A 22768-nucleotide genomic window follows, 5' to 3' on the forward strand; every position below is an offset into this window, starting at 1 on the left:
TGGCCGCGCATCCCGCGTCCGCAAGGAAAGGCAGGCCCCCCGTGTTCCAGACCTTCGAGACCACCGCCTCCCCCGACCAGGGCCCGCCCCGGATCGCGGCCCTGCGCGGGCTGATGGCCGAGGAGGGCCTCGACGCCGTGCTCATTCCCCGCGCCGACGCGCATCAGGGCGAATATGTGGCCCCCTGCGACGCCCGGCTGAAATGGCTCACCGGCTTCACCGGGTCCGCGGGCTTCTGCGCCGTCACGGGGACGGAGGCCGGGCTCTTCGTCGACGGCCGCTATCGCGTGCAGGCCCGGTCCGAGACCGACTCGGGCACCGTCACCCCCGTCCCCTGGCCCGAGACGAAGCTCGCGGACTGGCTCTCCGAACGGCTGCCCTCGGGCGCCGTCCTGGGCTTCGACCCCTGGCTCCACACCCTGCGCGAGGTTGCGGCCCTGCGAAAGGATCTCGGCCCCCGGGGCATCACCCTGCGCGCCATCGCCAACCCCGTGGACCGGCTCTGGCAGGACCGGCCAGCCCCGCCCGCGGAGCCGATCGCCGTCTACCCCGACGACATGGCCGGCGAAACCTCCGCCTCGAAGCGCAACCGCCTGGGCGAGACCCTCGCCAAGGCCGGCCATGCCGCCGCCGCCCTGACCCAGCCCGACGGGATCGCCTGGCTCCTCAACATCCGCGGCAGCGACATTCCCCGCAACCCGGTGCCGCTCTGCTTCGCGATCCTGCGCGCGGACGGCACCGCGACGCTCCATTGCACCGAAGGCCAGGCCGAGGGCCTCACCGCCCGCCTCGGCCCCGATGTGGCGATCCGGCCGAAATCGGCCTTCCTCGACGATCTCGCGGCAGAAGAAGGCCCGGTCCGCCTCGCCCCCGCCACGGCGCCCCAGGCCCTCGCCGACCGGCTCGCCGAGGCGGGCATCGCCATCGCCGAGGACGAGGACCCCTGCGCCCTCCCCCGCGCCTGCAAGACCCCCGCAGAGATCGCCGGCGCCCGCGCCGCCCAGCTCCGCGACGGCGCCGCCATGGCGCGCTTTCTCCACTGGCTCGACGAGACTGCTCCCGGGGGCGCGCTGACCGAGATCGACGTGGTCCGCGCACTCGAGGGCTTCCGCCGCGACACGAACGCGCTCCGCGACATCAGCTTCGACACCATCGCGGGCGCCGGCGAACACGGCGCCATCGTCCATTACCGCGTGACCGAGGCCACCAACCGCGCCGTCCGCGCGGGCGAGCTCCTGCTGGTGGATTCGGGCGGGCAGTACATGGACGGCACCACAGACATCACCCGCACCATCGCCATCGGCCCGCCCGGCGAGGAGGAGCGGACCTGCTACACCCTCGTCCTCAAGGGCATGATCGCCATTTCCCGCGCCCGCTTTCCCAAGGGCGTCGCAGGCCGCGACCTCGACGCGCTGGCGCGCGTGGCGCTCTGGATGCGGGGCCGCGACTACGACCACGGCACGGGCCACGGCGTCGGCGCCTATCTCTCGGTTCACGAGGGGCCGCAGGGCCTCTCCCGCCGCTCCGTGGTGCCGCTCGAGCCCGGAATGATCCTGTCGAACGAGCCCGGCTACTACCGCGAGGGCGCCTTCGGCATCCGCATCGAGAACCTGATCGCCGTGCGCGAGGCGGCCCCGCTGCCCGGCGGCGACCTGCGCGAGATGCTCGAGTTCGAGACCCTCACCTGGGTGCCCTTCGACCGCCGCCTGATCGACACCGCGCTGCTCTCGGACGAAGAGAGGGGCTGGATAGACCGCTACCATGCGGATACTGTCGCGCACATCGCCCCGCGTCTCGACGGCGGGGCCCGCGACTGGCTGACGGCCGCCTGCGCCCCGCTTGGCGCGGCCGCCGCTCGGGGCTGACCTGTCACGGATCTGTCACCGTAACGCGTTCAGGGTGCCCGCACCGCGGGACCCGCTCCATGCGAACCGAAGAGAAGGGGGATGGCTCATGGCCGACCACATCAAGATACGCCCCGCGACCGGCACCTGGGTGATCAGGGCCGGGGGTGCGGTGATCGGCGAAAGCGACCGCGCGCTGGAACTGGCCGAGGGCGACTACACGCCCGTCATCTACTTCCCCCGCGACGACATCGCGATGGCCTTCCTCGAGCCCTCCGAGACCTCCTCCACCTGCCCCCACAAGGGCGAGGCGCGCTACTTCACGATCCAGGGCAAATCCGGCCCCCTCAAGGACGCCGCCTGGTCCTACGAGTCCCCGAAGGACGGCGTCGCCGAGATCGCGGGCCACCTCGCCTTCTACACCTCCACCGTGGCCGTCGAGCAGGTCTGACCCCCGAAACCGGTCGGTTGAGCGGTCACGCCGACCCCGCACCACCCGCAAGGCGCGCGTTCAAGCGCACCGTCCACCCCGACCCGTAGGGTGGGTTTCCAACCCACCCCACGCCCCCTCACGAATGCTCCTCCGCCGCCGTCGCCAGCGCCCAGGTGTCGGAGGGCGTTCAAGCGCACCGTCCACCCCGACCCGTAGGGTGGGTTTCCAACCCACCCCCACGCCCCCCTCACGAATGCTCCTCCGCCGCCGTCGCCGCCAGCGCCCGGTTGTAGGCCCTCAACGCGTCCACCTGGAACAGCGCCCCCCTCAGCTGCGGCGGCCGGTCCCCGCCGCCCAGCTTCACCACCGGGATGAACACCGCGTTCGTCTTCTCGAAAAGCGGCATCGCCTGCTCCAGCGTGGCGGTCCGGTCGAGATAGGTCCCCTCCCCGATCATCGCCCAGCAGGCCTCCTCCGGCGCCGCCCTCGGCGCCTCCATCCCCCGCATCACGCTCTCCACCTCGAAGGTGCCGAGCAGATACGCCTGCGGCCCCGCCGCCAGCCTTACCCCCCTTCTCTCCAGCTGCGTCAGGAAGAACGAGCGCGACACGAGCCGGCTCGCCAGCGCGGTGGAGATCGACACCGACACCATCACCGCGAGCCCCGTCTGCCAGTCCCCCGTCAGCTCGAAGACGATCAGCGTCGTGGAGATCGGCGCGCCCAGCACCGCCGCCGCCACCGCCCCCATGCCCGCCAGCGCATAGAGCGTCCCCTCCCCCGAGACATCCGGAAACACCGCCGTCGCCATCAGCCCGAACGCGAGCCCCGTCAGCGCCCCCACCATGAGCGAGGGGGAGAACACCCCGCCCCCCATGCGGCCCCCCATGGTGATCGCCACCGCCGCCACCTTGACGACCGTGAACACCACCGCCTCGTGAAGGAGCAGCCCCCCCGTCAGTGCCAGCGAGGTCGTCTCGTAGCCCACCCCGATCACATGCGGAAACGGGATCGCCAGCGCGCCGAGGAGCAGCCCCGCCGCCGCGGGCCTCACCCAGCGCGGCAACCCCGCCCTCGCCTGCACCGCGTCTCCGAGGTCCTCCGTCCAGAAGATCGCGCGCATCAGCACCGCCGCCACCACCCCCGACACCAGCCCCAGCATCAGGAAGGCCGGCAACTCCACGTAGAACTCGAGGATGTTCTGCGCCGGCAGGCTGAACTCCGTGACACCCCCATAGGCCAGCCGGTTGATCACCGTGCCGGCGGCCGAGGCGATCACGATGGGCGCAAACGTGTGCATCGCGAAATGCCGCAGCACCACCTCCATGGCGAAGAGCGCCCCGGCGATGGGCGCGTTGAAACTCGCGGAGACCGCCGCCGCCACGGCACAGCCCAGAAGGTCCCGCCCCGTCACCCCGTCCGCCTTCAGCGCGCGCGCGACATAGGTGGAGATGACGGCCGCGATATGCACCACCGGTCCCTCGCGGCCCGTCGAGCCCCCCGAGGACAGCGTGATCAGCGAGGCCAGCGCCGAGACGAGGCCCCGCTTCGTCTCCACCCGCCCTTCCGTCAGCGCCGCCCCCTCGATCACGTCCGCGACCGAGCGCACCCGCCCGTCGTCGGTGAACCAGTGCAGCAGCAGCCCCACCGCGAGCCCCCCCGCCACCGGCGCCAGCAGCACCCAGTACCAGTCGAGCCCCGCGGCAAAGCTGTGCAGCGTCAGGATGTCGTCCGTGCCGTAGATCCAGGCCTGCAGCCGCTCGATCCCCATCCGGAACAGCAGCGCCGCCAGCCCCGCCGCGATCCCGATGCCGAGCGCCACCAGCCAGAACGCCACTGCCGGAGGCCCCCTCCGCGCGACATCCCCCAGCCCCCGCCCCAGCGAGCCCCGCGCCCCATCCAGCCGCTCCGTCAGGGTCTTTGGCACCTCCGCTCCCGGTCTTTGGGTTGGGTCATCTGGTGCGGTCGGGGTTACGCCTGTGGCGGGGGGTGGGCAAGGTGGGGGGAACTCGTACCACTACCATTACCATGCGTGTTGCGTTTAGCTTCAGTTGAACTTTAGGGCCGTTGGACTTGTCGGAGATTTGAAATGCTAGCCTTTCTGGAAGAGGTGTGGAGGTTTGAGTACGCATTGCTACCTTGCGCCATTGCATATCTAGTCTTCGACCTGCCGATACTATATCGGCGCATCACGCGCCGTCTCTATGTTCCAATATACTTTGCCTTCTTTCCTTATGGGTACTCCGATGAGCTTTGCGCTAGATACTTTGATGAGGATCACTATCATATCGTTGGAGGCCCATTCAAAGACTCTGAGGTCAAGAATGCAAGGATCCGGATAATTTGGATATCAGTGATTTCGCTCATCCTAACAATGACAATTAGCCCGTTTCTGACCGCAATCTTTAGTTTCCTCTTCTTGAGTGATGCGCAGAATACACAGTTCCTTTACACTCTGGCCATTGTAAAGGGCGCACTTCTGATATGGTCACTTTATGATCTGCGCTGGACATATACAGTCACATCAGTGGTGCCAATATCATATATCGCATTTATTTATTCCTGCTACTGGATCGCCATCCTTACCTTCTACTCGCGGTCCCTCGCTTGGATAGCCGACAAGCACTCGGTGGGCGGAATGACCGAAGTCTTCAATGGCATACTAGACTTCATAATTTTTGAGATCGGAATTGGAATACTGTTTGTGGCCGTATTGGGATTCTTGATCCCTTGGCGCCTAACCTACGGGACTGCAAGACCAGTAGCAGATACCAATAATGACTAGAAACAGACGAAACCTACAGGTCCTAGACCTGGCAATGAAGCTTGATGATTTCAGTGTTCAGACCCGGATACTGGCGGCTTCCATCACTCTAACTGAAATGAAGTTCCGACCATGGAGTCATCGCCTCGTCGAATACCTGTATGTTCTCGGTCTAATTGCACTTCGCCGTGACGTGTCCACAATTACCGTCGGCGTTTCTCAAATCTCAATTCGACACTACAAGAACTACCAAGGGGCCGGTCAATTTGAAGCGCTTCGTCAATCCATGTCGGCAATCAACAATTTGCGTCTCTGCTGCGCAATAATTGAAGATCAATCCATCAAGACACCAAGAGATGCAGCTCGAAAATACAATGGAGCCTCCTCTGTATTCTATCGGAACTCCCTGAGCCTCAATTTTTCAAATCTGCGCGAACTGTCAAAAAGAAGATCAGCATAAATACCGCGAATCGTCACTTTTCTGGCCAAAAATATCCCGGGGTGCGGGGCGGAGCCCCGCGCGAAGCCCCACCAAAAACCCAACCCAAGCCTCCCCCCAACGCCCCCAATCAGCGCATTAACCCTTTTCCCCAGCAATATCAGAGACCTGCCGGCCGTTTCATCGTGTAACGCGGCCCCGGCTCCCCGGATCAGCCCGTCATCAGCGCCCGCGCGGCCTCCCGGGCCGCCTCGGTCAGGGTGTCCCCCGAGAGCATCCGCGCGATCTCGTCCACCCGCGCCCCCGCATCCAGAGGGGCCACGTTCGTCAGCGTCTCCGCCGCCCCCTGCCGCTTCTCGACCCGCCAGTGATGCTGCCCCAGCGCCGCCACCTGCGGCGAATGGGTGACCACCAGCACCTGCCCCGCCGCCGCCAGCCGCGCCAGCCGGCGCCCCACCGCCGCCGCCGTCGCCCCGCCGACGCCCCGGTCGATCTCGTCGAAGATCAGCGTGAGCCCGTCCACGCCCCGGGTCAGGCAGACCTTCAGCGCCAGCAGGAACCGCGACAGCTCGCCCCCCGAGGCGATCTTCCCCAGCGCCCCCGCCGGCGCGCCCGGATTGGTCGCCACGAGGAAGGTCACCGAGTCCCGCCCCTCCGGCCCCGCCTCGCCCGGCGCGACCTCCACCGTGAAGGCCGCCCGCTCCATCTTCAGCGGCGCCAGCTCCTCGGCCATCCTCCGCTCGAGCTCCGCCGCCGCCGAGGCGCGCTCGCCAGAGAGCGACGAGGCCAGCGCCCCGTAGGCCCCCTCCGCCGCCCGCGCCTCCTCGCCGAGCCGCTTCAGATCCCCCTCCGACGCATCCAGCGCCTGAAGCCGCCCCGCCAGCTCCTCCGCCAGCGCCGGCAGCTCGTCCGGCAGGACCCCGTGCTTTCTCGACAGGTCGCGGATCGCATGGAGCCGGTCCTCCACCCGCTCCAGCGCGAAGGGGTCGAAGTCGAGCCCCTCGCGGAACCGCGCCACCTCCGCCTGCACGTCCCCCAGCCGGTCGAACGCCCGGTCGAGCGCCTCGAGCGCGGCATCCAGCGCCCCCTCCGCCCGCTCCGCCACCCGCTCCAGCGCCCGGCGCGCGGTGTTGAGGAACGGCTCGATCCCCTCCTCCGACAGCGCCGCCTCCGCCTCTGCGAGCCGCTCCTGCAGGCCGCGGCTGTCCTTCATCAGCCGCCGCTGCCGGTCCAGCGCCTCCTCCTCGCCCGCCTCGGGCGCCACCGCCTCGAGCTCGGCCACCCAGGCGCGCAGCGTCTCCTCCTCCTCGCGCAGCGCCTCGGCCGCCTGCCTTGCCGCGTCGAGCCGCGCCGCCGCCTCCCGCCGCGCCCGCCACGCCGCCCGCAGCGGGCCGGTGTCGAGGCCTCCGAAGGCGTCGAGCAGCGCCCGGTGCCCGCGGGGGTTCAGAAGGCCCCGGTCGTCATGCTGGCCGTGCAGTTCCACCAGCCGCTCCGACAGCTGCCGCAGCACCTCGGCGGGCACCCGGCTGCCGTTGACCCAGGCCGTCTTGCGGCCCCCCTGCGTGGTCACCCGCCGCAGCAGGAGCTCCTCCTCCTCGGCGCCGATCCCGGCCTCCTCCAGCACCTCGCGGCAGGGATGGCCCTCGGGCAGGTCGAAGCTCGCCGTGACCTCGCCCTGCTCCGCGCCCGCGCGCACGAGGTCCGCCCGCCCGCGCCAGCCCAGCACGAACCCCAGCGCGTCGAGCAGGATCGACTTGCCCGCGCCGGTCTCGCCGGTCAGGACGTTGAGACCCGGCTGGAACTCGAGCGCCAGCCGGTCGATGATCAGGATGTCCCGGATTTCAAGCGACCGGAGCATGATCCGCCGTAGGGTGGGTCTTCAACCCACCGCCCCTCAGATCCATTCGCCGCGCACCACCTGGCGGTAGATCGCGTTCAGCCAGTTGTCGCCCATGGCGCGCATCTCGAGGCCCTGGCCCGTCAGCAGCGCAAAGCTCGCCTCGTACCATTCCGTCGCCTGGTAATTGTAGCCGAGGATCGCGCCCGCCGTCTGCGCCTCCTCGACGAGGCCGAGAGACAGGTAGGCCTCCACCAGCCGGTGCAGCGCCTCGGCAGTGTGGGAGGTGGTCTGGAAATCCTCCACCACCACCCGGAACCGGTTCACCGAGGCGGCGTAGTGCTGCCGGCCGAGGTAGAACCGCCCGACCTCCATCTCCTTGGCCGCGAGATGGTCGAAGGCCAGGTCGAACTTCAGGATCGCCGGTTCGGCATACTGGCTGTCAGGGTATCGCTCGATCACCACCCGCAGCGCCTGCAGCGCCTGGAAGGTCAGCCCCTGGTCCCGGCCCACCTCGTCGATCTGGTCGTAAAAGCTGAGCGCGAGCAGGTACTGCGCATAGGCGGCATCGGGATCGGCGGGGAAGAAGTCCAGAAACCTCTGCGCCGCGGCGCGGGCGTTCTCGTAGTCCCGGTCCTGGTGATAGGCCGCGGCCTGCATGATCAGCGCGCGGCGGCCCCATTCGGAATAGGGATAAAGACGCTCGACCTCGCCGAAATAGAAGGCCGCGTCGTCGAACCGGTCGCGCGCCATCTCGAATTCCGCCCGTTCGAAGATCTCCGGCGCGGTATAGGCCTCCATCACCTCCGGGGCGCGCGGGCTGAACCCGCCTCCGCCGCAGCCCGCGAGCAGCCCGCAAGCCGCGAGTACCGCTGCAACGCGCTTCGCCCCTCCTGCCGCCATCGGATATCCCCTGCTCCTGCCCATGATCGCGCATGGTGTCCCCGTTCGGGTTGGGGACGGTCTAGCACAGCTGTTTACCGGGCAAAACGCCTTTTGACCGAAGCGCAGCCAGAGGTGGAGATCAGGCCACGGCCCGGACCGCGACCGCCGGGGCGGACAGATGCGGCAACCGCGACAGCAGGCTGGCCGGACAGGCCACCGGATCGACCGCGCCGGGCGTGGCGAAGAGCTTGCGCAGGAGCGCGTTGGTCAGCGCATGGCCCGCGCGCACGCCGGTATAGCGCCCGAGGATCGGCGCGCCGGCAAGGGCGAGATCGCCCAGCGCGTCGAGCATCTTGTGCCGGACCGCCTCGTCCCGGCGCCGCCAGCCGCCCGGGCTCAGCACCCGCGCGCCGTCGACCACCACCGCATTGTCATAGGTCCCGCCAAGGGCGCGGCCTGCCGCCTGCATCTCGAGGATATCGGCCTCGCGGCAGAAGGTCCGCGCATCGGCGAGTTCCCGCCCGAACGTATCTCTGCCCATCACCAGCCGCTTCGACTGGCGTCCGATGGCGGCATCCGGAAAGTCGATCTCGAAGTCGATGGCGGCGCAATCCGCGGGCTCGAGCCGCGCCGAGGCGTCGCCCCTCGTCACCTCGACCGGCCGCAGCACGCGCCACACGGTCAGCGCGCCGGGGCGGCGGATCACGCCCGCGTCCCGGATCGCCGCGACGAAGGGCGCGGCGGAGCCGTCGAGGATCGGCACCTCCGGCCCGTCGATCCGCACCGTCGCGTCATGCACGCCGCACCCGGCCAGGGCCGCCATCAGATGCTCGATCGTGGCGACCGACGCCCCGCCCTCTCCGACGATGCGGGTCATCAGGGGCGACTGCTCGACCCGGTCCCATAGCGCCGGGATACGGGCGCGGCCCAGGTCGACCCGCTCGAACACGATCCCCTGCCCCGCCGGGGCGGGACAGAGCGTCACCGTGGCAGGCTGGCCGAAGTGGAGGCCTGCGCCGCGCAGGGTCAGAGGTCTGGCGAGGGTTGTCTGCACGAGGTCGTCCTTCTTGTTGCCACCGAGGTAATGTCGGGGGCGGGGCGCCTCAACTCACTCTTTGCAACCGACTGCAACATCGCGCCCGCGTGAGCGGCCCGAGCGCAACGCCTTGGCCGCAAAGAAAAAGGGGCCGCCTGGGCGACCCCTTCTCCGATGCGTTCGCCGAAACGGGCTCAGTTGGCCTGACGACGCAGGAAGGCGGGGATTTCGATGCGCTCCTGCTCGGGATCGTGCTGCGGCTCCTCGGCTTCCTTGCGGAACGAGGTGACCTGCGGCTGACGCCGGGCGGCGGGAGCCTCGGCCTGCTGACCCTTCATCCGGTTGATGAGCGAGCCGACACCGAACCGGGGACGCTCCTCGTCCGCGGCGGGCGCCGGGGCGGTCTGGGCCGGGCTGCGCGCGGCGGCGGCCTGGAGCCGGGCCATGGTTTCGGGGCTCGGCTGGCCGGCGGTGGACCGGGGCGCCACGAAGGTCTCGGGCTCCGCATGGACTTCGGGCTCCGGGCGCGGGCGATAGGCGGGCGGCGGCAGTTCGTCGTCCTCCGCTTCGTCCTCGAAGATGTTCTCGGCCAGTTCTTCCTCGATGCGCGCCTCTTCCTCGTCCCGGTCGAAGAGCGTTGGCGCCTCCTGGCGAGCGGCGACGGGCTCGGCCTCGTCGCGCGGCTCGGGCTGAGGCGCGGGCCGGGAGGCGGCGACGGCATGGGCGCCGGTGCGGCGCGGCTGCGGCGCGCTCTCGGTGCGGGCCACGGCGTCGATGCCGGTGGCCACGACCGACACGCGCATCCGGCCTTCCATGGCGGTGTCGAGGGTGGACCCCACGATGATGTTGGCGTCCGGGTCCACCTTCTCGCGGATCTTGTTCGCCGCCTCGTCGAGCTCGAACAGCGTCAGGTCATAGCCGCCGGTGATGTTGATGAGCACGCCCTTGGCGCCCTCGAGGCTGATCTCGTCCAGGAGCGGGTTGGCGATGGCCTTCTCGGCGGCCTGAACGGCGCGGTGATCGCCCTCGGCCTCGCCGGTGCCCATCATCGCCTTGCCCATCTCGTCCATGACCGACCGGACGTCGGCGAAGTCGAGGTTGATCAGGCCGGGCTTGACCATGAGGTCGGTCACGCCCTTGACGCCCTGGTAGAGCACGTCGTCGGCAAGGGCGAAGGCCTCGGTGAAGGTCGTGTGCTCGTTGGCGAGCCGGAACAGGTTCTGGTTGGGGATGATGATGAGCGTGTCCACCACCTTCTGCAGGGCCTCGAGCCCGGCATCGGCCTGCTTCATACGCTTGCCGCCCTCGAACTGGAAGGGCTTGGTGACAACGCCCACGGTCAGAACGCCCAGCTCGCGCGCGGCCTGCGCGATGATCGGCGCGGCCCCGGTGCCGGTGCCCCCGCCCATGCCCGCGGTGATGAAGCACATATGCGCGCCGGCGAGGTGGTCGACGATCTGCTCGATGCTCTCCTCGGCCGCCGCGGCGCCGACGCTGGCGCGGGCGCCCGCGCCCAGCCCCTCGGTCACCTTCACACCCATCTGGATCTTGGCCGGGGCGTTCGACTGCTGCAGCGCCTGGGCGTCGGTGTTCGCGACGACGAACTCCACCCCTTCCAGCTGCTTGTCGATCATGTTGTTGACAGCGTTGCCGCCCGCACCGCCGACCCCGAAAACGGTGATCCGAGGCTTGAGCTCTTCGTGCTCGGGAAGGGAGAGATTGAGTGCCATGGTCTGTCCGCCTGTCTGTCGTCGGCCCGTGCCTGTCGGGCATGTTGCGCCTCTGATCACCGATCCTAGCGACGCAATTGTGCAACGTCACGCCAAATCAAGCCGAAATCCGCAAAATAAGCTGTGGAAAACCGCTTTTTCGGCGAGATCCGGCCTAACTGCCGACCTGTAGCGGATGCCTGACCCGCCGACACCATATGTCGAAGCCACGCGAAGGTGGCGCCGGAATCGCGCCCCGGCGGCGTGTTTGACTTATATTGGCTAGCCCTGCCCGGCCTGCCTCGCCGCCTCTCCTGTGGACGACTCTGTGGGAAACCTACCAGAGGAGACCGCCGGGGTCACGCGGGTTTCGTCTTTTCAGGCGGACCTGCGCGCACCTCCTCCTCGATCTCGTCGGCACCGGAATGGGCCCTCGCTCCGGCGGAGCGCCGGGGCGCAGTCCGCTGCGAGAGCGCGGTGGCCCTGCAACTCGCGGAGATCAGGCCCGTTCCCGCCGCCCGTGGCGGGTCCGAACCCGGCCGCGGGGCGCCCTCACCAATTGTCCTTGAACCACTTCACCGCCCGCTTGAACGACCGCGCCGGATAGCGTTCGGCCGGGATCTCGAAATCCCACCATTCGTCCTGCGGATGCGCCGCGAAAAGGGCCAGCCCCACCACCGAGGCGAAGCCCGCGCCGGTGGCCGCCTGCGGCAGCCCCTGCACCCGGAGCGGCCGGCCAAGGCGGACCTGCTGTCCGAGGATGCGCGTGGCCAGCCCGTCGAGGCCGGGGATCTGGCTCGCGCCGCCCGTCAGCACGATCTGCTGGCTCGGCAGGTGCTCGAACCCCGCCGCATCGAGCCGCGCGCGCACCTCCTCGAGGATTTCCTCCACCCGCGGGCGCATGATGCCGATGAGCTCCGCCCGGCTCACCCGGCGCCGGTCCTTCTCCCAGTCGCCGCTCTCGCCGCCGATCTCGATCTGCTCGCGGTCGTCCATACCCGTCGCGACGAGGCCGCCGTAGAAGGTCTTCATCCGCTCGGCCTGCGCCGCGGAGATCTGCAGACCCATCGAAATGTCGGACGTGACGTGATCCCCGCCCAGCCGCACGCTGTCGGCGTAGATCATGTGTTTCTTCATGAAGATCGAGATGCCGGTGGACCCGCCGCCCATGTCGATGCAGGCCGCGCCCAGCTCCTGCTCGTCCTCGACGAGGCTCGAGATGCCCGAGACATAGGCCGACGAGGCCAGCCCCGCGAGGTCGAGATCGCAACGCCCGACCGCGTGGACGAGGTTCTGCACCGCAAGGTCCTCGACCGTCAGCAGATGCAGGTCGCAGGTCAGTTCGTTGCCGATCTGCCCGCGCGGATCGGCCAGCCCTGTCCTGTGGTCGAGCGCGAAGTTCACCGGCTGGGCATGGAGCACATGCCGCCCCGGCCCGTAGTCCGGCACGTCGCAGGCCGCCAGCACCCGGCCGATATCGGCCTCCTCCACGGTCTGCCCGGCGAGGTCGATCGCCCCGTCGAGCCCGTAGCTGCGCGGCCGGGCCCCGGCGAAGCTCGCGATGACGTGGTCGACCCGAACCTGCGCCATCTTCTGCGCCGCCTGCAGCGCCGTGCGGATCGCCCGCTCCGTCTCGGCCATGGCCGCGATCTCGCCGAACTTCACCCCGCGCGAGCGGGTCGTCGCCGCCCCGATCACCCGAAACGCGGACTGGCCGGCCATGGACCCCACCCCGTCGCTCTCGCGGAACCGCTCCGGCCCGTCGAAGCGCAGGATCAGGCAGGCGATCTTCGACGTGCCCACGTCGAGCACCGCGATCACGCCGCGTTGCATGGCCGCCCGGCGCATGTTCCGCATCGCCCGCTGGGTTTCGTAAAGCTCCCTCATCGCCCCTGCCTCATTCTGCCTGTTGTCTCGCCCGGACTTCCGCCGAGCTCCTGAAGGCCGCCGCCGCGGCCGGATTGAGCCGGATCGTGGGCCGCGCCTCGTTGCGCATGTCCACGACCGCGATGTCCCGTCCCAGAAGGTCCTGGGCGCCGTCGATGGCGAGGACCCGCTCCAGCGCGCGCACCGGGTCCTCCTGCGGCAGAAGGATGCGCTGGCCCTCGTCGAGCACGAGATCCCAGCGCCGCTCGCCCATCCGGACGAGGCCCCGCACCCGGGCCGCCAGCGGCGCGGCCGCCTCGGTCAGCGCCAGCGCCTCGCCCAGCGCCTCCCGCGCGCCCTCTCCCACCACGAGCGGCAGGTCCGCCCGGTCCGCGCGCGCCGCCAGCGGCGCGACGAAGACCCCGTCCGCGTCGATCAGCCGGAGCCCGTCGCGCGCGCGCCAGACGGCCGCCGGCACCCTCGGCGTCACCGAGACCTCGAGCACGCCGCCCGGAACCACCCGCACCCGCGCGCTCTCGACACGGTCCAGCGCCGAGACCGCGAGCCGCATCGCCTCGAGGTCGAGATCGAAGGAGGAGACCGGAAAATCCCCGGGCATCACGTCGCGCACCTCGGCCTCGAGATCCGCGTCCCCGCCGTCGATCTCGAGACCCGCCACCATGAACTCGGGCCGGTTCTCGAACTGCTCCCGCAGATGCTGCGCCGTCTCCCGGAGCATCAGCCGGTTGCTCTCCTGGGCAAGCCAGCCGCCCACCAGGAGCGTCACCAGCGCAAGCGGAACGCCCACCCGCAACGTCCGGCGAAAGCCCGGCGTCAGCATCAGGCGCTGGTAGCGGTAGCGCCAGCGCGAGGGGGCGGGGTCGGGTCTCAGCGATCGCACGAGGCGTCCTCCACGATCCAGCGGCACAGGTCGGGAAAGGCGATGCCGCGATGGGCAGCCTGTTCGGGCACCAGCGAGGTCGGCGTCATGCCGGGCTGGGTGTTGGTCTCCAGAAGGATGAGCCCGTCGAGGCCCCGGCCCTCGTCCCAGCGGAAATCGGTGCGCGACACGCCGCGGCAGCCAAGGGCGGCATGGGCGCGAAGCGCGTAGTCCTCGCAGGCCGCCGCGATGTCCTCGGGGATGTCGGCGGGGACCACATGGCGCGATCCGCCTGCCGCGTATTTCGCCTCGTAGTCGTACCAGCCGTCCGTCAGGATGTCCGTGACGCCCAGCGCCCGCGCAGGCTCTCCGGCGCCCTCCCCGATCACGCTCGTGGTCAGTTCCCGGCCCGGCGCAAAGGCCTCGACCATCACCACCTCGGGCATCTCCGCGCCCAGGTGGGGCGGGGCGTTCGCGCCCCCGGCCACGATGTAGACCCCGACGGAGGAGCCTTCGTTGTAGGGCTTGACGACATAGGGCGGCGCCATGACGTGATCCGCCTCGACCTCGGCCCGGGTGGCGAGGACGGAGGGCACCACCGGCAGTCCCGCCTCGCGGTAGACGGCCTTGGTCCGCTCCTTGTCCATGGCCAGCGCCGAGGCCAGGACACCGGAATGCGTATAGGGAAGCCGCAGCCATTCGAGGATGCCCTGCACGCAGCCATCCTCGCCCCAGCGGCCGTGCAGGGCATTGAAGACCACATCGGGCGCCGTCTCGCGCAGGTGCTCCACCAGGTCGGCGCGGGCGTCGATCTCGGTCACGCGAAAGCCCGCCTCGCGCAGCGCCGCGGCGCATTCGCGGCCCGACGACAGGGAAACCTCGCGCTCGGCCGAAAGGCCGCCTTTCAGGACCGCGACATGAGGGCCTGTGCCCATGCTCGTACTGCCTCGCGCGCACCGGTCCCCGCGCGGCGGGGCCGATCCGTCAGTTATTTTCCCGTGGTGCGCCCGGCCCTGCCTCTGAACCGGATGCTGCTCTGCCGTTCGGGTTCAGATGTCCGGCTGGCCGGTCCGTCCCATGTCCGGGGCCGGTTCGCCGACCCTCATGATTTCCCACTCTAGCGTCAGCCCGGAGGTCTCGTAAACCCTTTTCCGGACAAGTTCGCCCAAGGATTCAAGCTCCTCGGCAGTGGCGCCCCCGGCATTGGTGAGGAAGTTCGGATGCTTCTCGTTCATCACCGCCCCGCCGAGCCGCGCGCCGCGCAGACCGGCGGCGTCGATCAGCGACCAGGCCTTGAGTTCGTGGCTGTCGTCCGCCGCGCCGGTAGAGGAATACCCCGCCGGGTTGCGGAAGGTGGAGCCCGCCGTGCGGTCCTTCGTCGGCTGGGTGGCATCGCGGCGGGCAAGCTGCTCCTCCATCGCCGCGGCGAGCGTTCCGGGATCGCCTTCGGGCGCGTCGAACAGCGCCTCGACGATCACGGCGCCCTCGGGCAGGGCTGCGGACCGGTAGGCGAGACCGAGCGCCTCCGCGGGCAGGACCGTGACCGTCCCGTCCCGGGTCACCGCCGTGACCTCCACCAGCCGGTCGGCCACATAGGTGCCGTAGCAGCCGGCATTCATCCGCACGGCGCCACCGATGGAGCCCGGGATGGTGCGCAGGAAGATCAGGTCCCGCCCGGCCTCCGCGGCCTTCTTCGCCACCTGCGCGTCGAGCGCCGCCGCGCCCGCGCGGATGCGGCCGTCCTCCTCCACCGTGACCGAGTTGAAGCCCCGTCCGAGCCGGATTACCACGCCCCGGACGCCGCCGTCGCGCACGATGAGGTTCGATCCGACGCCCATGGGAAAGACCGGAACCTCATCCGGCAGCCTGCCGAGGAACCCGGCAAGGTCGTCCCGGTCCGCCGGCTGAAAAAGCCAGTCCGCCGGCCCGCCCACGCGCAGCCAGGTCAGGTCCCCGAGCGCCCGGTCGGGCGTCAGCCGTCCGCGCAGACTGGTCAGCAGGTCAGGGGGTATCGCGGTCATGGGGCGCTCTCTGCCCGCTGCGGCTGCGCGCGACAAGGCCCCAGATCGCCCCGGCGGTCACCCCGGCGACCGCAGGCGCGATCATCAGGAACGCGACGATCCCGTAGCCGATGCCGTCCCATCCGTTGGTCTGCGCGCGGCCCTCGAGGACCATCCACACCCCGGCGGCGATCCCGACGAGGATGAGCACGGCGGCGGCCCACGCCTGTCCTTTGCGCGCCATCAGGAAGCCCGGGCCAAGGCCGATCAGGAAACCGATGACGGGAATGATGTAGACCATGGTCCTCTCCCTTGCCGACGATCCGCGACGCGCGGGGACCGCGCCTCAGCTCGCGCGGCTGTCGCCCTTCTCCACCAGTCCCGGCAGGCGGCGGCGCAGCCAGCGGCCGAGGAAATAGACCGGCCAGCGCAGCACCGACATGCCCGCCCCGAGGCAGAGAAGTCCGATCCAGGGCCCGTTCTGCACGGTGACCCAGCCCAGCAGCGGAATGCCGAGTGCTATGAGGATATACGCGCGGGTCCAGTGGTTGTCTCTCGACGGGATCAGGGCCAGCACGTTGGCCACGACCAGCCACACCAGCGCAGCGATCAGCGAGGGTGTCATCTCCGGCTCCTTCCTCCGCATCCGGCCCCGGCGCCTCCGGGCAGGCGCCGCGTCATGTCCGTGCCTCCCCGGCGGTCTCTCGAGGACCGGTGCTGCCATGGCCCGGAGGCGATTTCATGGCGCGTTCGCGCCAAAGCAGGAGCAGCGCCGCCCCCAGCGCCCAGCCCGGCGCCAGCACGAAGAGCAGCACGGCCAGCGCGTAGACCGCCCAGGCGAGCGCGCCTCCCACGCCCGCCGCCCCCAGGGCCGGCGGCGCCGCCAGCGCCAGCGCGGCAAAGCCGACGAGACCCAGCGCCAGGCGGACGGGAACGAGCGCCAGGGCCGCCCCGCCGAAGAGCGCCGCGAGAGGCAGCAGAATCCCCGTCATCCGCCGATCCCCGCCGCCATGGCGAGCCGTCGCACCGGCTTCATCGCCATAAGCCCGGCCATCAGCGCGCCCAGTCCGGCCATCGCCTCACCCGGCGCCTGCTGCGCGTGGATCACCAGAAGCACCGCCGCCGCGCCGGCAAAGCCGAACACCAGCCGCCGCAGGATCCGCGACAGCCCCGTCACGGCCAGAAGCACCGCGACCCCGAGGACGACGGCGCCCCCCGTCATGCCGAGAGCCGCCCCGGCAGGTTGTTCGCCCAGGCCGAGATCGTCCCCGCGCCCAGGCAGACCACGATATCCCCCGGCGCCGCCTGCTCCCGCACCAGCCGCTCCAGATCGTCCTCGCTGGTGACCGCCCGCGCATGCCGGTGCCCCGCCCGGATCAGCCCCGCGACGAGGTCGTCGCGGCTCGCGCCCGGAATCGGCTCCTCGCCCGCCGCATAGACCTCGCCGATGGCCACGACATCGGCCTCGTTGAAACAGTTGCAGAAATCGTCGAAGAGCGAATGCAGACGCGAATACCGGTGCGGCTGGTGCACCGCGATCACCCGCCCCTCGCTCGCCTGCCGCGCGGCCTTCAGCACCGCCGCGATCTCCACCGGGTGATGGCCGTAATCGTCGATGATCGTGACCCCGTTCACCTCGCCCACGCGGGTGAAGCGCCGGTTCACGCCGCCGAAGGCCGCCAGAGCCGCCCGGATCTCCTCGATCTTCATGCCCAGATGCCGGGCCACCGCGACCGCCGAGAGCGCGTTCGACACGTTGTGGTCCCCCGGCATCGGCAGGGTGCAGCCCTCGATCACCCGGCCCTCGGCCTGCAGCGCCACGTCGAAATGCGCCACGCCCTTCTCGTATCTGAGGTTCACCGCCCGCACGTCCGCCTGCGCGTTGAAGCCGAAGGTCACCACGCGCCGGTCGGTGATCCGGCTCACGAGGCGCTGGACCTGCGGATGGTCGGTGCAGCAGACGGCGAGCCCGTAGAACGGGATGTTCGACACGAACTCCTCGAAGCCCCGGTGCAGCCGCTCCTCGGTGCCCCAGTGCTCCATGTGCTCGGGGTCGATGTTGGTGACGACGGCGATGGTCGCGGGCAGGCGGTTGAAGGTGCCGTCGCTCTCGTCGGCCTCCACCACCATCCACTCGCCCTCGCCGACCCGGGCGTTGGAGCCATAGGCATGGATGATGCCGCCGTTGATCACCGTGGGATCGAACCGGCCCGCATCCAGCAGCGCCGCGACCATGGTGGTGGTCGTGGTCTTGCCATGGGTGCCCGCCACCGCGACGTTCGATTTCAGCCGCATCAGCTCGGCCAGCATCTCGGCCCGGCGCACCACCGGCAGGCCGCGCCGTCTCGCCTCGTCGAGTTCCACATTGCCGGGCTTGATCGCCGAGGAGATCACCACGACCTCCGCGCCGGCAAGATTGTCCTCGGCCTGACCTTCGAAGATGTGGGCGCCGAGCTGTTCCAGCCGCCGCGTGATCGGCGTGGCCTTGAGGTCCGAGCCCTGGACGACATAGCCGTGGTTCAGCAGGACCTCCGCGATGCCCGACATGCCGATCCCGCCGATCCCCACGAAATGGATCGGTCCCACGTCGAGCGGAACCTTCGTCGCTGCCATCATCTGCGTGCCGTCCATCATTGCTGTCCTTGCCGTCCGCTCAATTCTTCCACCATGTCCCCGAGCCGTTCCGCCGCGTCCGGCCGGCCCAGACCCAGTGCCGCGCGGGACATGTCCGCCGCGCCCTTGGGATCGCCCAGCACCAGCGCCACCTGGTCGCGCAGGCTGTCGACCTCGAGCCGGCTTTCCGGGATCAGGATCGCCGCACCCGCCTCCGCCATGCCGCGGGCGTTGGCGGTCTGGTGGTCCTCGGAGGCATGGGGATAGGGGATCAGGATCGCCGGCCGCCCGATCGCCGTCAGGTCCGCGATGGTCGAGGCCCCGGCCCGCGCGATGACGAGCTGCGCCTCGGTCATCCGGTCGGGCACGTCGTCGAAGAAGGGACGCACGTCCGCGTCGATCCCCTCCTCGTAGTAGTAGGCCGCGACCCGCTCCATGTCCTCCTCGCGGGCCTGGTGGCTCACGCGGACATGGGCGCGGATCTCGCGCGGAAGCTGCGCCAGAGCGGGCGGCACGAAATCCGACAGCGCCCGCGCGCCCTGGCTGCCGCCGATCACCAGCACCGACATCGGATAGTCGCCCGGCGGGATATAGGCCGCCCCCGCCCTCTCCAGGATCGCCGCGCGCACCGGGTTGCCCAGGTGCTCGGCGCTCACGCCCTCGGGCAGCGTGGCGGGTTTCGTGCCGCAGGCGACGCGGTTCACCCGACGCGCGAAAAGCCGGTTGACCTTGCCCAGCACGCCGTTCTGTTCGTGGATCATCGTCGGCACGCCCAGCGTGATCGCGGCCGAAAGCGCGGGGATCGTGGGATAGCCGCCGAAGCCCGCGACCACGGCGGGCCGGTCCCGCCGCATCGCCCGGCGCGCGGCCATGCCGCCCGCGAGCACGCGAAAGGGCACGGCCGCCTTCTGCAGGATGTTCCCCCGGGCGAAGGTGGCCGAGGAAATCACCTGCTGGTCCACCGCCTCGGGAAAGCCGCCCGAATAGCGCGCGCCGCGCGCATCCGTCGAGAGGGTCACCCGCCAGCCGCGCGCCAGCATCGTCTCGGCCAGCGCCTGCGCGGGGAACATGTGCCCGCCCGTGCCGCCCGCCGCGATGATGAGCCGCGGCGCCGTCATCCCTGCCGCCCGCGCCGGAGGAGGATGTCGCCGATCTCGCCTTGCGGCCGGGTGCGGGTGAAGGCGAGCAGCATGCCCACGGCGATGCCTGAGGCGATCACCGAAGAGCCGCCGTAGCTGACGAAGGGCAGCGTCATGCCCTTGGCGGGCAGAAGCCGCACCGCGACCCCCATGTTGATCATCGCCTGCACGCCGACGATGCAGGCAAGGCCGGTGCCCGCAAGGCGGATGAAGGGATCGCGCTCCCGCATCAGCCGGGTCAGCGAACGCACGACGATGGTCGTGTAGAGCGCGATGATCACGAGGACGAGGACGAGCCCGTATTCCTCTGCCGCCACCGCGATGATGAAATCGGTATGGGCGTCCGGCAGCGACCACTTCACCGTGCCTTCGCCCACGCCTGTGCCGAAGAAGCCACCCTCGCGGATCGCGTTCGTGGCATAGCCGAGCTGCGTGCGCGGATCGACGTCGGGTGTCAGGAAGCCGTCGATCCGGCGCGCGAAATGCTCCGACTGGTCATAGGCCACGGCGCCCGCCGCGACCGCACCCCCGGCGAGGCCGAGAAGCAGCAGCATCGGCGCGCCCGCCACGAAATACATGACACCCCAGGCAAAGAGCACCAGCGCCGCCTGGCCGAAATCGGGCTGCATCGCAAGCAGCGCCACGATCACCAGCGCCATGCCGAACGACCAGGACTTGCCCGGAGGCCCGCCCAGCTCCTTGCTCGCGGCCATGAACCAGGCGGCCACGACGACGAAGCCCGGTTTCAGGAATTCCGAGGGCTGGATGCTGGCGAACCCGAGCGAATACCAGCGCACCGCGCCCTTGCCGAAGTCCGTTCCGAAGACGGGCAGCAGCGCCAGCGCCGCGAAGGAGGCGGCAAAGCCGATCACCGCGAGGCGGCGCACGAGGACGGGCGACATCATCGACAGCGCCAGCATCACCATCAGCGCCATGCCGCCGAAGGCGAACTGGCGGATCACGTAGTGAAACGGCTCGAGCCCGTTCTTCGACGCCAGGGGCGGCGAGGCCGCGAATCCCAGCAGCAGGCCGATCCCGAACAGGATCAGCACGCAGGACATCGTCCACTTGTCGATGGTCCGCCACCAGCGCGGAAGCACCGGGTCGCCTGTCTGCACAGGGACGGTGCCGTGCACCATTTCCGTCATGGGCCTGCCGCCTGTTCTGCCTGCTCTGCAGTCTGCCTCTGCAGCCCGGGTTGGCCCCGGACCTGTTGGGCGGAAGTCTACAGCCTTTGCCCCGGCGAGGCCAGACAAAAGCGATTCGTCGTGCCCCGCCGTCCCGCGATCCCCCGAGACGCGCCCGCAAGGGCGCGACGAGGGGTACGCCCCACAGGTTAACACCGCGAGGCGTCCACAGGGAAACTTTCATGAAAACAATATCTTGAAGCAGCGTCCACATGTGGACGCCCGGCACCCCCGCTTGTGCGCCGCCCCGATCCGGTGCAGGCGGGCGCGATGACGGAGGTCCCCACTCTCATCCTCGGCGCCGGCGCCGCCGGCCTCTTCTGCGCCGCCCATGCCGGCCCGGGAACGCTGGTCGTGGATCACGCCCGCGCGCCCGGCGAGAAGATCCGCATCTCGGGCGGCGGGCGCTGCAACTTCACGAACCTCCGCACCGCCCCCGACCGGTTCCTGTCCCGCAACCCCCATTTCGCGAAATCCGCCCTCGCCCGCTACACCGCCCGCGATTTCCTCGCCCTCGTCGAGGCCCACGGCATCCCCTGGCACGAGAAGACCCTGGGCCAGCTCTTCTGCGACCGCTCAGCCCGCGACATCATCGACATGCTGACCGGCCTCTGCACCGCCGCCGGCGCCCGGATCGAGCTGCGGACCGAGATCGGCGAGATCGCCCACGACGGCCACCGCTTCCGAGTCACGCTGGAGCGCGACGGCCGCCGCCGCGAGGTTCTCGCCCGCCACCTCGTCGTCGCCACCGGCGGCAAGTCGATCCCGAAGATGGGCGCCACCGGCCGCGCCTACGAGATCGCCCGCCAGTTCGGCCTCGCGGTGACCGAGACCCGCGCCGGGCTGGTGCCGTTCACCTTTCCCGAGGGCCGCTTCGCCGCCCTTTCCGGCGTCTCCCTGCCCGTGGCGGCCAGCGCCGGTGGCGCCCGCTTCGAGGAGGCGCTCCTTTTCACCCACCGCGGCCTTTCCGGGCCCGCCATGCTGCAATGCTCCTCCTACTGGCAGGAAGGCACGCCGCTGGAGATCGACCTTCTGCCCGGCACCGATGCAGCCGCGGCGCTCGCCCGGGCCAAGGCCGCCCACGGCGCGCGGCAGCTCTCCACCTGGCTCGCCGCCCACCTGCCCGCGCGCCTCGCCGAGAGCCTCGCCGGCGACCTCCCCGCCCGCCGCAAACTCGCCGAACTCGGCCGCGACAGCCTCGCCGAGGTGGCCGCCCGCCTCCACAGCTGGCAACTTCTCCCCGCGGGCACCGAAGGCTACCGGACCGCCGAGGTCACGCTCGGCGGGGTGGATACCAAGGGTCTCTCCTCGCGCAGCATGGAGGCCAAGGACGTACCCGGCCTCTTCTTCATCGGCGAGGCGGTGGACGTCACCGGCTGGCTCGGCGGCTACAACTTCCAGTGGGCCTGGGCCTCCGCCCATGCCGCCGCCGGCGAGATCGCGGGCCGGGCCTAATCCCAGCGCGGCCCCGGCCCCGAAAGCGCCTCCACGACCTCCCTCAACCGACTGCGCCCGAGAATGACCAGCAGACGCGGTCCATCGACCCGCACCGTCACCGGACCCGTCGCGGAATTGGACGTCGCCACCCTCCCCCACGGCGAGAGCTCGAGCCCCCCCAGCGGCCAGAGCAGCCCCTCGCTCTCGGCACGGCAGGGGCCCATGGGAAAGAGCGACACCGTCTCGGACGCGTCCAGCGGCAGCGGCAGCTCGGGCGGCGCAAGGAAGACGAGACTTTCGGAGCCCAGCAGCACGCAGCGCCGCTGCGCGTGGCGCACCAGAACGTTGAGGGCCGCCAGATCATGATCGAACCGTCCTCCCGTCATGCCCACGGCGATCACCACGGGCGCCGCGATCGAGCGCAGGGCCTTGTCGAAATCCGTCGTTTCCTGCTCGGCGATCCGGTGCACCGCCGGTCCCAGCGTGTCCCGCGCCTCCTGAGACAGGGAATCGAGGTCGCCGATCACCGCCTCGGGGCGGTAGCCTGCCGCCAGAGCCACGTCGCCGCCGCCATCCGCCCCTACGAGACGCGGTGCGAGGGCGAGGGATTCGCCGAGGTCGTGCGCGCCGGTCACGCCGCCCCCCACGAGGGTCAGCGGCGCATCGCTGTGAACAATCGGCCGGGTCACGCGGGATTGACTC

The 22768-nt window shown here is 69.9% G+C and carries 22 protein-coding genes; 5 read left to right on the plus strand and 17 right to left on the minus strand.

What is annotated here, in order from left to right; genetic code table 11:
• Nucleotides 1-41 precede the first annotated feature (41 nt).
• Complete coding sequence (locus EAT49_RS13560; RefSeq protein WP_123642823.1) at nt 42-1865, plus strand: aminopeptidase P family protein; 1824 nt, start codon at nt 42-44, stop codon at nt 1863-1865.
• Between the two features lie 88 nt (nt 1866-1953).
• Nucleotides 1954-2295 (plus strand): DUF427 domain-containing protein, encoded by a 342-nt coding sequence (locus tag EAT49_RS13565; protein ID WP_123642824.1) that lies wholly within the window; start codon nt 1954-1956, stop codon nt 2293-2295.
• A gap of 229 nt (nt 2296-2524) precedes the next feature.
• Here EAT49_RS13565 and EAT49_RS13570 read toward each other — a convergent pair whose 3' ends face one another.
• Nucleotides 2525-4156, minus strand: coding sequence for a chloride channel protein (locus EAT49_RS13570; RefSeq protein ID WP_425459529.1), 1632 nt, complete (start codon nt 4154-4156; stop codon nt 2525-2527).
• Nucleotides 4157-4363: 207 nt separating this feature from the next.
• Between EAT49_RS13570 and EAT49_RS13575 the strand changes: the two genes are divergently transcribed.
• The gene (locus tag EAT49_RS13575) at nt 4364-5059 is read left to right on the plus strand and encodes a hypothetical protein (RefSeq protein WP_123642825.1); all 696 of its coding nucleotides are present in this window, start codon (nt 4364-4366) and stop codon (nt 5057-5059) included.
• 34 nt (nt 5060-5093) lie between these two features.
• Complete coding sequence (locus tag EAT49_RS13580; RefSeq protein WP_123642826.1) at nt 5094-5498, plus strand: hypothetical protein; 405 nt, start codon at nt 5094-5096, stop codon at nt 5496-5498.
• 190 nt (nt 5499-5688) lie between these two features.
• On the opposite strand, the gene recN is transcribed toward EAT49_RS13580, so the two are convergent.
• The 15 genes from recN to ftsW form a co-directional block, all read right to left on the minus strand.
• Nucleotides 5689-7335 carry a DNA repair protein RecN gene (recN, locus tag EAT49_RS13585; RefSeq protein WP_123642827.1) on the minus strand — a complete coding sequence of 549 codons (1647 nt, stop codon included), beginning with the start codon at nt 7333-7335 and terminating at the stop codon, nt 5689-5691.
• A gap of 36 nt (nt 7336-7371) precedes the next feature.
• Nucleotides 7372-8217: an outer membrane protein assembly factor BamD gene (locus EAT49_RS13590; RefSeq protein ID WP_123642828.1), complete on the minus strand. Its 846-nt coding sequence runs from the start codon at nt 8215-8217 to the stop codon at nt 7372-7374.
• 121 nt (nt 8218-8338) lie between these two features.
• Nucleotides 8339-9253: a UDP-3-O-acyl-N-acetylglucosamine deacetylase gene (gene lpxC / locus EAT49_RS13595; RefSeq protein ID WP_123642829.1), complete on the minus strand. Its 915-nt coding sequence runs from the start codon at nt 9251-9253 to the stop codon at nt 8339-8341.
• A gap of 176 nt (nt 9254-9429) precedes the next feature.
• Nucleotides 9430-10965: a cell division protein FtsZ gene (gene ftsZ, locus EAT49_RS13600; RefSeq protein ID WP_123642830.1), complete on the minus strand. Its 1536-nt coding sequence runs from the start codon at nt 10963-10965 to the stop codon at nt 9430-9432.
• Nucleotides 10966-11496: 531 nt separating this feature from the next.
• Nucleotides 11497-12831, minus strand: a complete 1335-nt coding sequence (gene ftsA, locus EAT49_RS13605) for a cell division protein FtsA (protein WP_123642831.1) — start codon at nt 12829-12831, stop codon at nt 11497-11499.
• A 10-nt stretch (nt 12832-12841) separates the two neighbouring features.
• A complete protein-coding gene (locus tag EAT49_RS13610; RefSeq protein ID WP_246003849.1) occupies nt 12842-13711 on the minus strand; it encodes a cell division protein FtsQ/DivIB in 870 nt (289 codons plus the stop codon).
• Nucleotides 13699-14625 (minus strand): D-alanine--D-alanine ligase, encoded by a 927-nt coding sequence (locus EAT49_RS13615; protein WP_123642832.1) that lies wholly within the window; start codon nt 14623-14625, stop codon nt 13699-13701. The genes EAT49_RS13610 and EAT49_RS13615 overlap by 13 nt, the downstream gene beginning before the upstream one ends.
• A gap of 114 nt (nt 14626-14739) precedes the next feature.
• Nucleotides 14740-15711, minus strand: a complete 972-nt coding sequence (gene murB / locus EAT49_RS13620; RefSeq protein ID WP_123642833.1) for a UDP-N-acetylmuramate dehydrogenase — start codon at nt 15709-15711, stop codon at nt 14740-14742.
• Complete coding sequence (locus tag EAT49_RS13625) at nt 15692-15991, minus strand: hypothetical protein (protein WP_123642834.1); 300 nt, start codon at nt 15989-15991, stop codon at nt 15692-15694. Before EAT49_RS13625 ends, murB begins: the two co-directional genes overlap by 20 nt.
• 45 nt (nt 15992-16036) lie before the next feature.
• Nucleotides 16037-16315, minus strand: a complete 279-nt coding sequence (locus EAT49_RS13630; RefSeq protein ID WP_123642835.1) for a DUF2484 family protein — start codon at nt 16313-16315, stop codon at nt 16037-16039.
• A 52-nt stretch (nt 16316-16367) separates the two neighbouring features.
• Nucleotides 16368-16682 (minus strand): hypothetical protein, encoded by a 315-nt coding sequence (locus tag EAT49_RS13635; protein ID WP_123642836.1) that lies wholly within the window; start codon nt 16680-16682, stop codon nt 16368-16370.
• Nucleotides 16679-16912, minus strand: coding sequence for a hypothetical protein (locus EAT49_RS13640; RefSeq protein ID WP_123642837.1), 234 nt, complete (start codon nt 16910-16912; stop codon nt 16679-16681). Before EAT49_RS13640 ends, EAT49_RS13635 begins: the two co-directional genes overlap by 4 nt.
• Nucleotides 16909-18306, minus strand: a complete 1398-nt coding sequence (murC, locus tag EAT49_RS13645) for a UDP-N-acetylmuramate--L-alanine ligase (protein WP_123642917.1) — start codon at nt 18304-18306, stop codon at nt 16909-16911. Before murC ends, EAT49_RS13640 begins: the two co-directional genes overlap by 4 nt.
• Before the next feature lie 14 nt (nt 18307-18320).
• Nucleotides 18321-19421 carry an undecaprenyldiphospho-muramoylpentapeptide beta-N-acetylglucosaminyltransferase gene (gene murG, locus EAT49_RS13650; RefSeq protein WP_123642838.1) on the minus strand — a complete coding sequence of 367 codons (1101 nt, stop codon included), beginning with the start codon at nt 19419-19421 and terminating at the stop codon, nt 18321-18323.
• A complete protein-coding gene (ftsW, locus tag EAT49_RS13655; RefSeq protein WP_123642839.1) occupies nt 19418-20590 on the minus strand; it encodes a putative lipid II flippase FtsW in 1173 nt (390 codons plus the stop codon). The genes murG and ftsW overlap by 4 nt, the downstream gene beginning before the upstream one ends.
• 309 nt (nt 20591-20899) lie before the next feature.
• Between ftsW and EAT49_RS13660 the strand changes: the two genes are divergently transcribed.
• Nucleotides 20900-22084, plus strand: coding sequence for a BaiN/RdsA family NAD(P)/FAD-dependent oxidoreductase (locus EAT49_RS13660; protein WP_123642840.1), 1185 nt, complete (start codon nt 20900-20902; stop codon nt 22082-22084).
• On the opposite strand, the gene EAT49_RS13665 is transcribed toward EAT49_RS13660, so the two are convergent.
• Nucleotides 22081-22755, minus strand: coding sequence for a thiamine diphosphokinase (locus EAT49_RS13665; protein WP_246003850.1), 675 nt, complete (start codon nt 22753-22755; stop codon nt 22081-22083). The two genes, EAT49_RS13660 and EAT49_RS13665, sit on opposite strands and share 4 nt — an antisense overlap.
• Nucleotides 22756-22768 lie beyond the last annotated feature (13 nt).

The sequence above is a fragment of the Histidinibacterium lentulum genome (assembly GCF_003789055.1).
In the GTDB taxonomy this organism is placed as follows: Bacteria; Pseudomonadota; Alphaproteobacteria; order Rhodobacterales; family Rhodobacteraceae; genus Oceanicola; species Oceanicola lentulus.

What these genes read in the sequence shown, in the direction of transcription:
- murB (WP_123642833.1), bottom strand. Translation starts at nt 15,711, where the DNA reads ATGACCGCGATACCCCCTGACCTGCTGACCAGTCTGCGCGGACGGCTG.
- EAT49_RS13630 (WP_123642835.1), bottom strand. Translation starts at nt 16,315, where the DNA reads ATGACACCCTCGCTGATCGCTGCGCTGGTGTGGCTGGTCGTGGCCAAC.
- ftsZ (WP_123642830.1), bottom strand. Translation starts at nt 10,965, where the DNA reads ATGGCACTCAATCTCTCCCTTCCCGAGCACGAAGAGCTCAAGCCTCGG.
- EAT49_RS13590 (WP_123642828.1), bottom strand. Translation starts at nt 8,217, where the DNA reads ATGGCGGCAGGAGGGGCGAAGCGCGTTGCAGCGGTACTCGCGGCTTGC.
- EAT49_RS13640 (WP_123642837.1), bottom strand. Translation starts at nt 16,912, where the DNA reads ATGACGGGGGGCGCCGTCGTCCTCGGGGTCGCGGTGCTTCTGGCCGTG.
- EAT49_RS13635 (WP_123642836.1), bottom strand. Translation starts at nt 16,682, where the DNA reads ATGACGGGGATTCTGCTGCCTCTCGCGGCGCTCTTCGGCGGGGCGGCC.
- EAT49_RS13575 (WP_123642825.1), top strand. Translation starts at nt 4,364, where the DNA reads ATGCTAGCCTTTCTGGAAGAGGTGTGGAGGTTTGAGTACGCATTGCTA.
- ftsW (WP_123642839.1), bottom strand. Translation starts at nt 20,590, where the DNA reads ATGACGGAAATGGTGCACGGCACCGTCCCTGTGCAGACAGGCGACCCG.
- ftsA (WP_123642831.1), bottom strand. Translation starts at nt 12,831, where the DNA reads ATGAGGGAGCTTTACGAAACCCAGCGGGCGATGCGGAACATGCGCCGG.
- murG (WP_123642838.1), bottom strand. Translation starts at nt 19,421, where the DNA reads ATGACGGCGCCGCGGCTCATCATCGCGGCGGGCGGCACGGGCGGGCAC.
- EAT49_RS13660 (WP_123642840.1), top strand. Translation starts at nt 20,900, where the DNA reads ATGACGGAGGTCCCCACTCTCATCCTCGGCGCCGGCGCCGCCGGCCTC.
- recN (WP_123642827.1), bottom strand. Translation starts at nt 7,335, where the DNA reads ATGCTCCGGTCGCTTGAAATCCGGGACATCCTGATCATCGACCGGCTG.
- EAT49_RS13580 (WP_123642826.1), top strand. Translation starts at nt 5,094, where the DNA reads ATGAAGCTTGATGATTTCAGTGTTCAGACCCGGATACTGGCGGCTTCC.
- EAT49_RS13565 (WP_123642824.1), top strand. Translation starts at nt 1,954, where the DNA reads ATGGCCGACCACATCAAGATACGCCCCGCGACCGGCACCTGGGTGATC.
- EAT49_RS13625 (WP_123642834.1), bottom strand. Translation starts at nt 15,991, where the DNA reads ATGGTCTACATCATTCCCGTCATCGGTTTCCTGATCGGCCTTGGCCCG.
- murC (WP_123642917.1), bottom strand. Translation starts at nt 18,306, where the DNA reads ATGATGGCAGCGACGAAGGTTCCGCTCGACGTGGGACCGATCCATTTC.
- EAT49_RS13615 (WP_123642832.1), bottom strand. Translation starts at nt 14,625, where the DNA reads ATGGGCACAGGCCCTCATGTCGCGGTCCTGAAAGGCGGCCTTTCGGCC.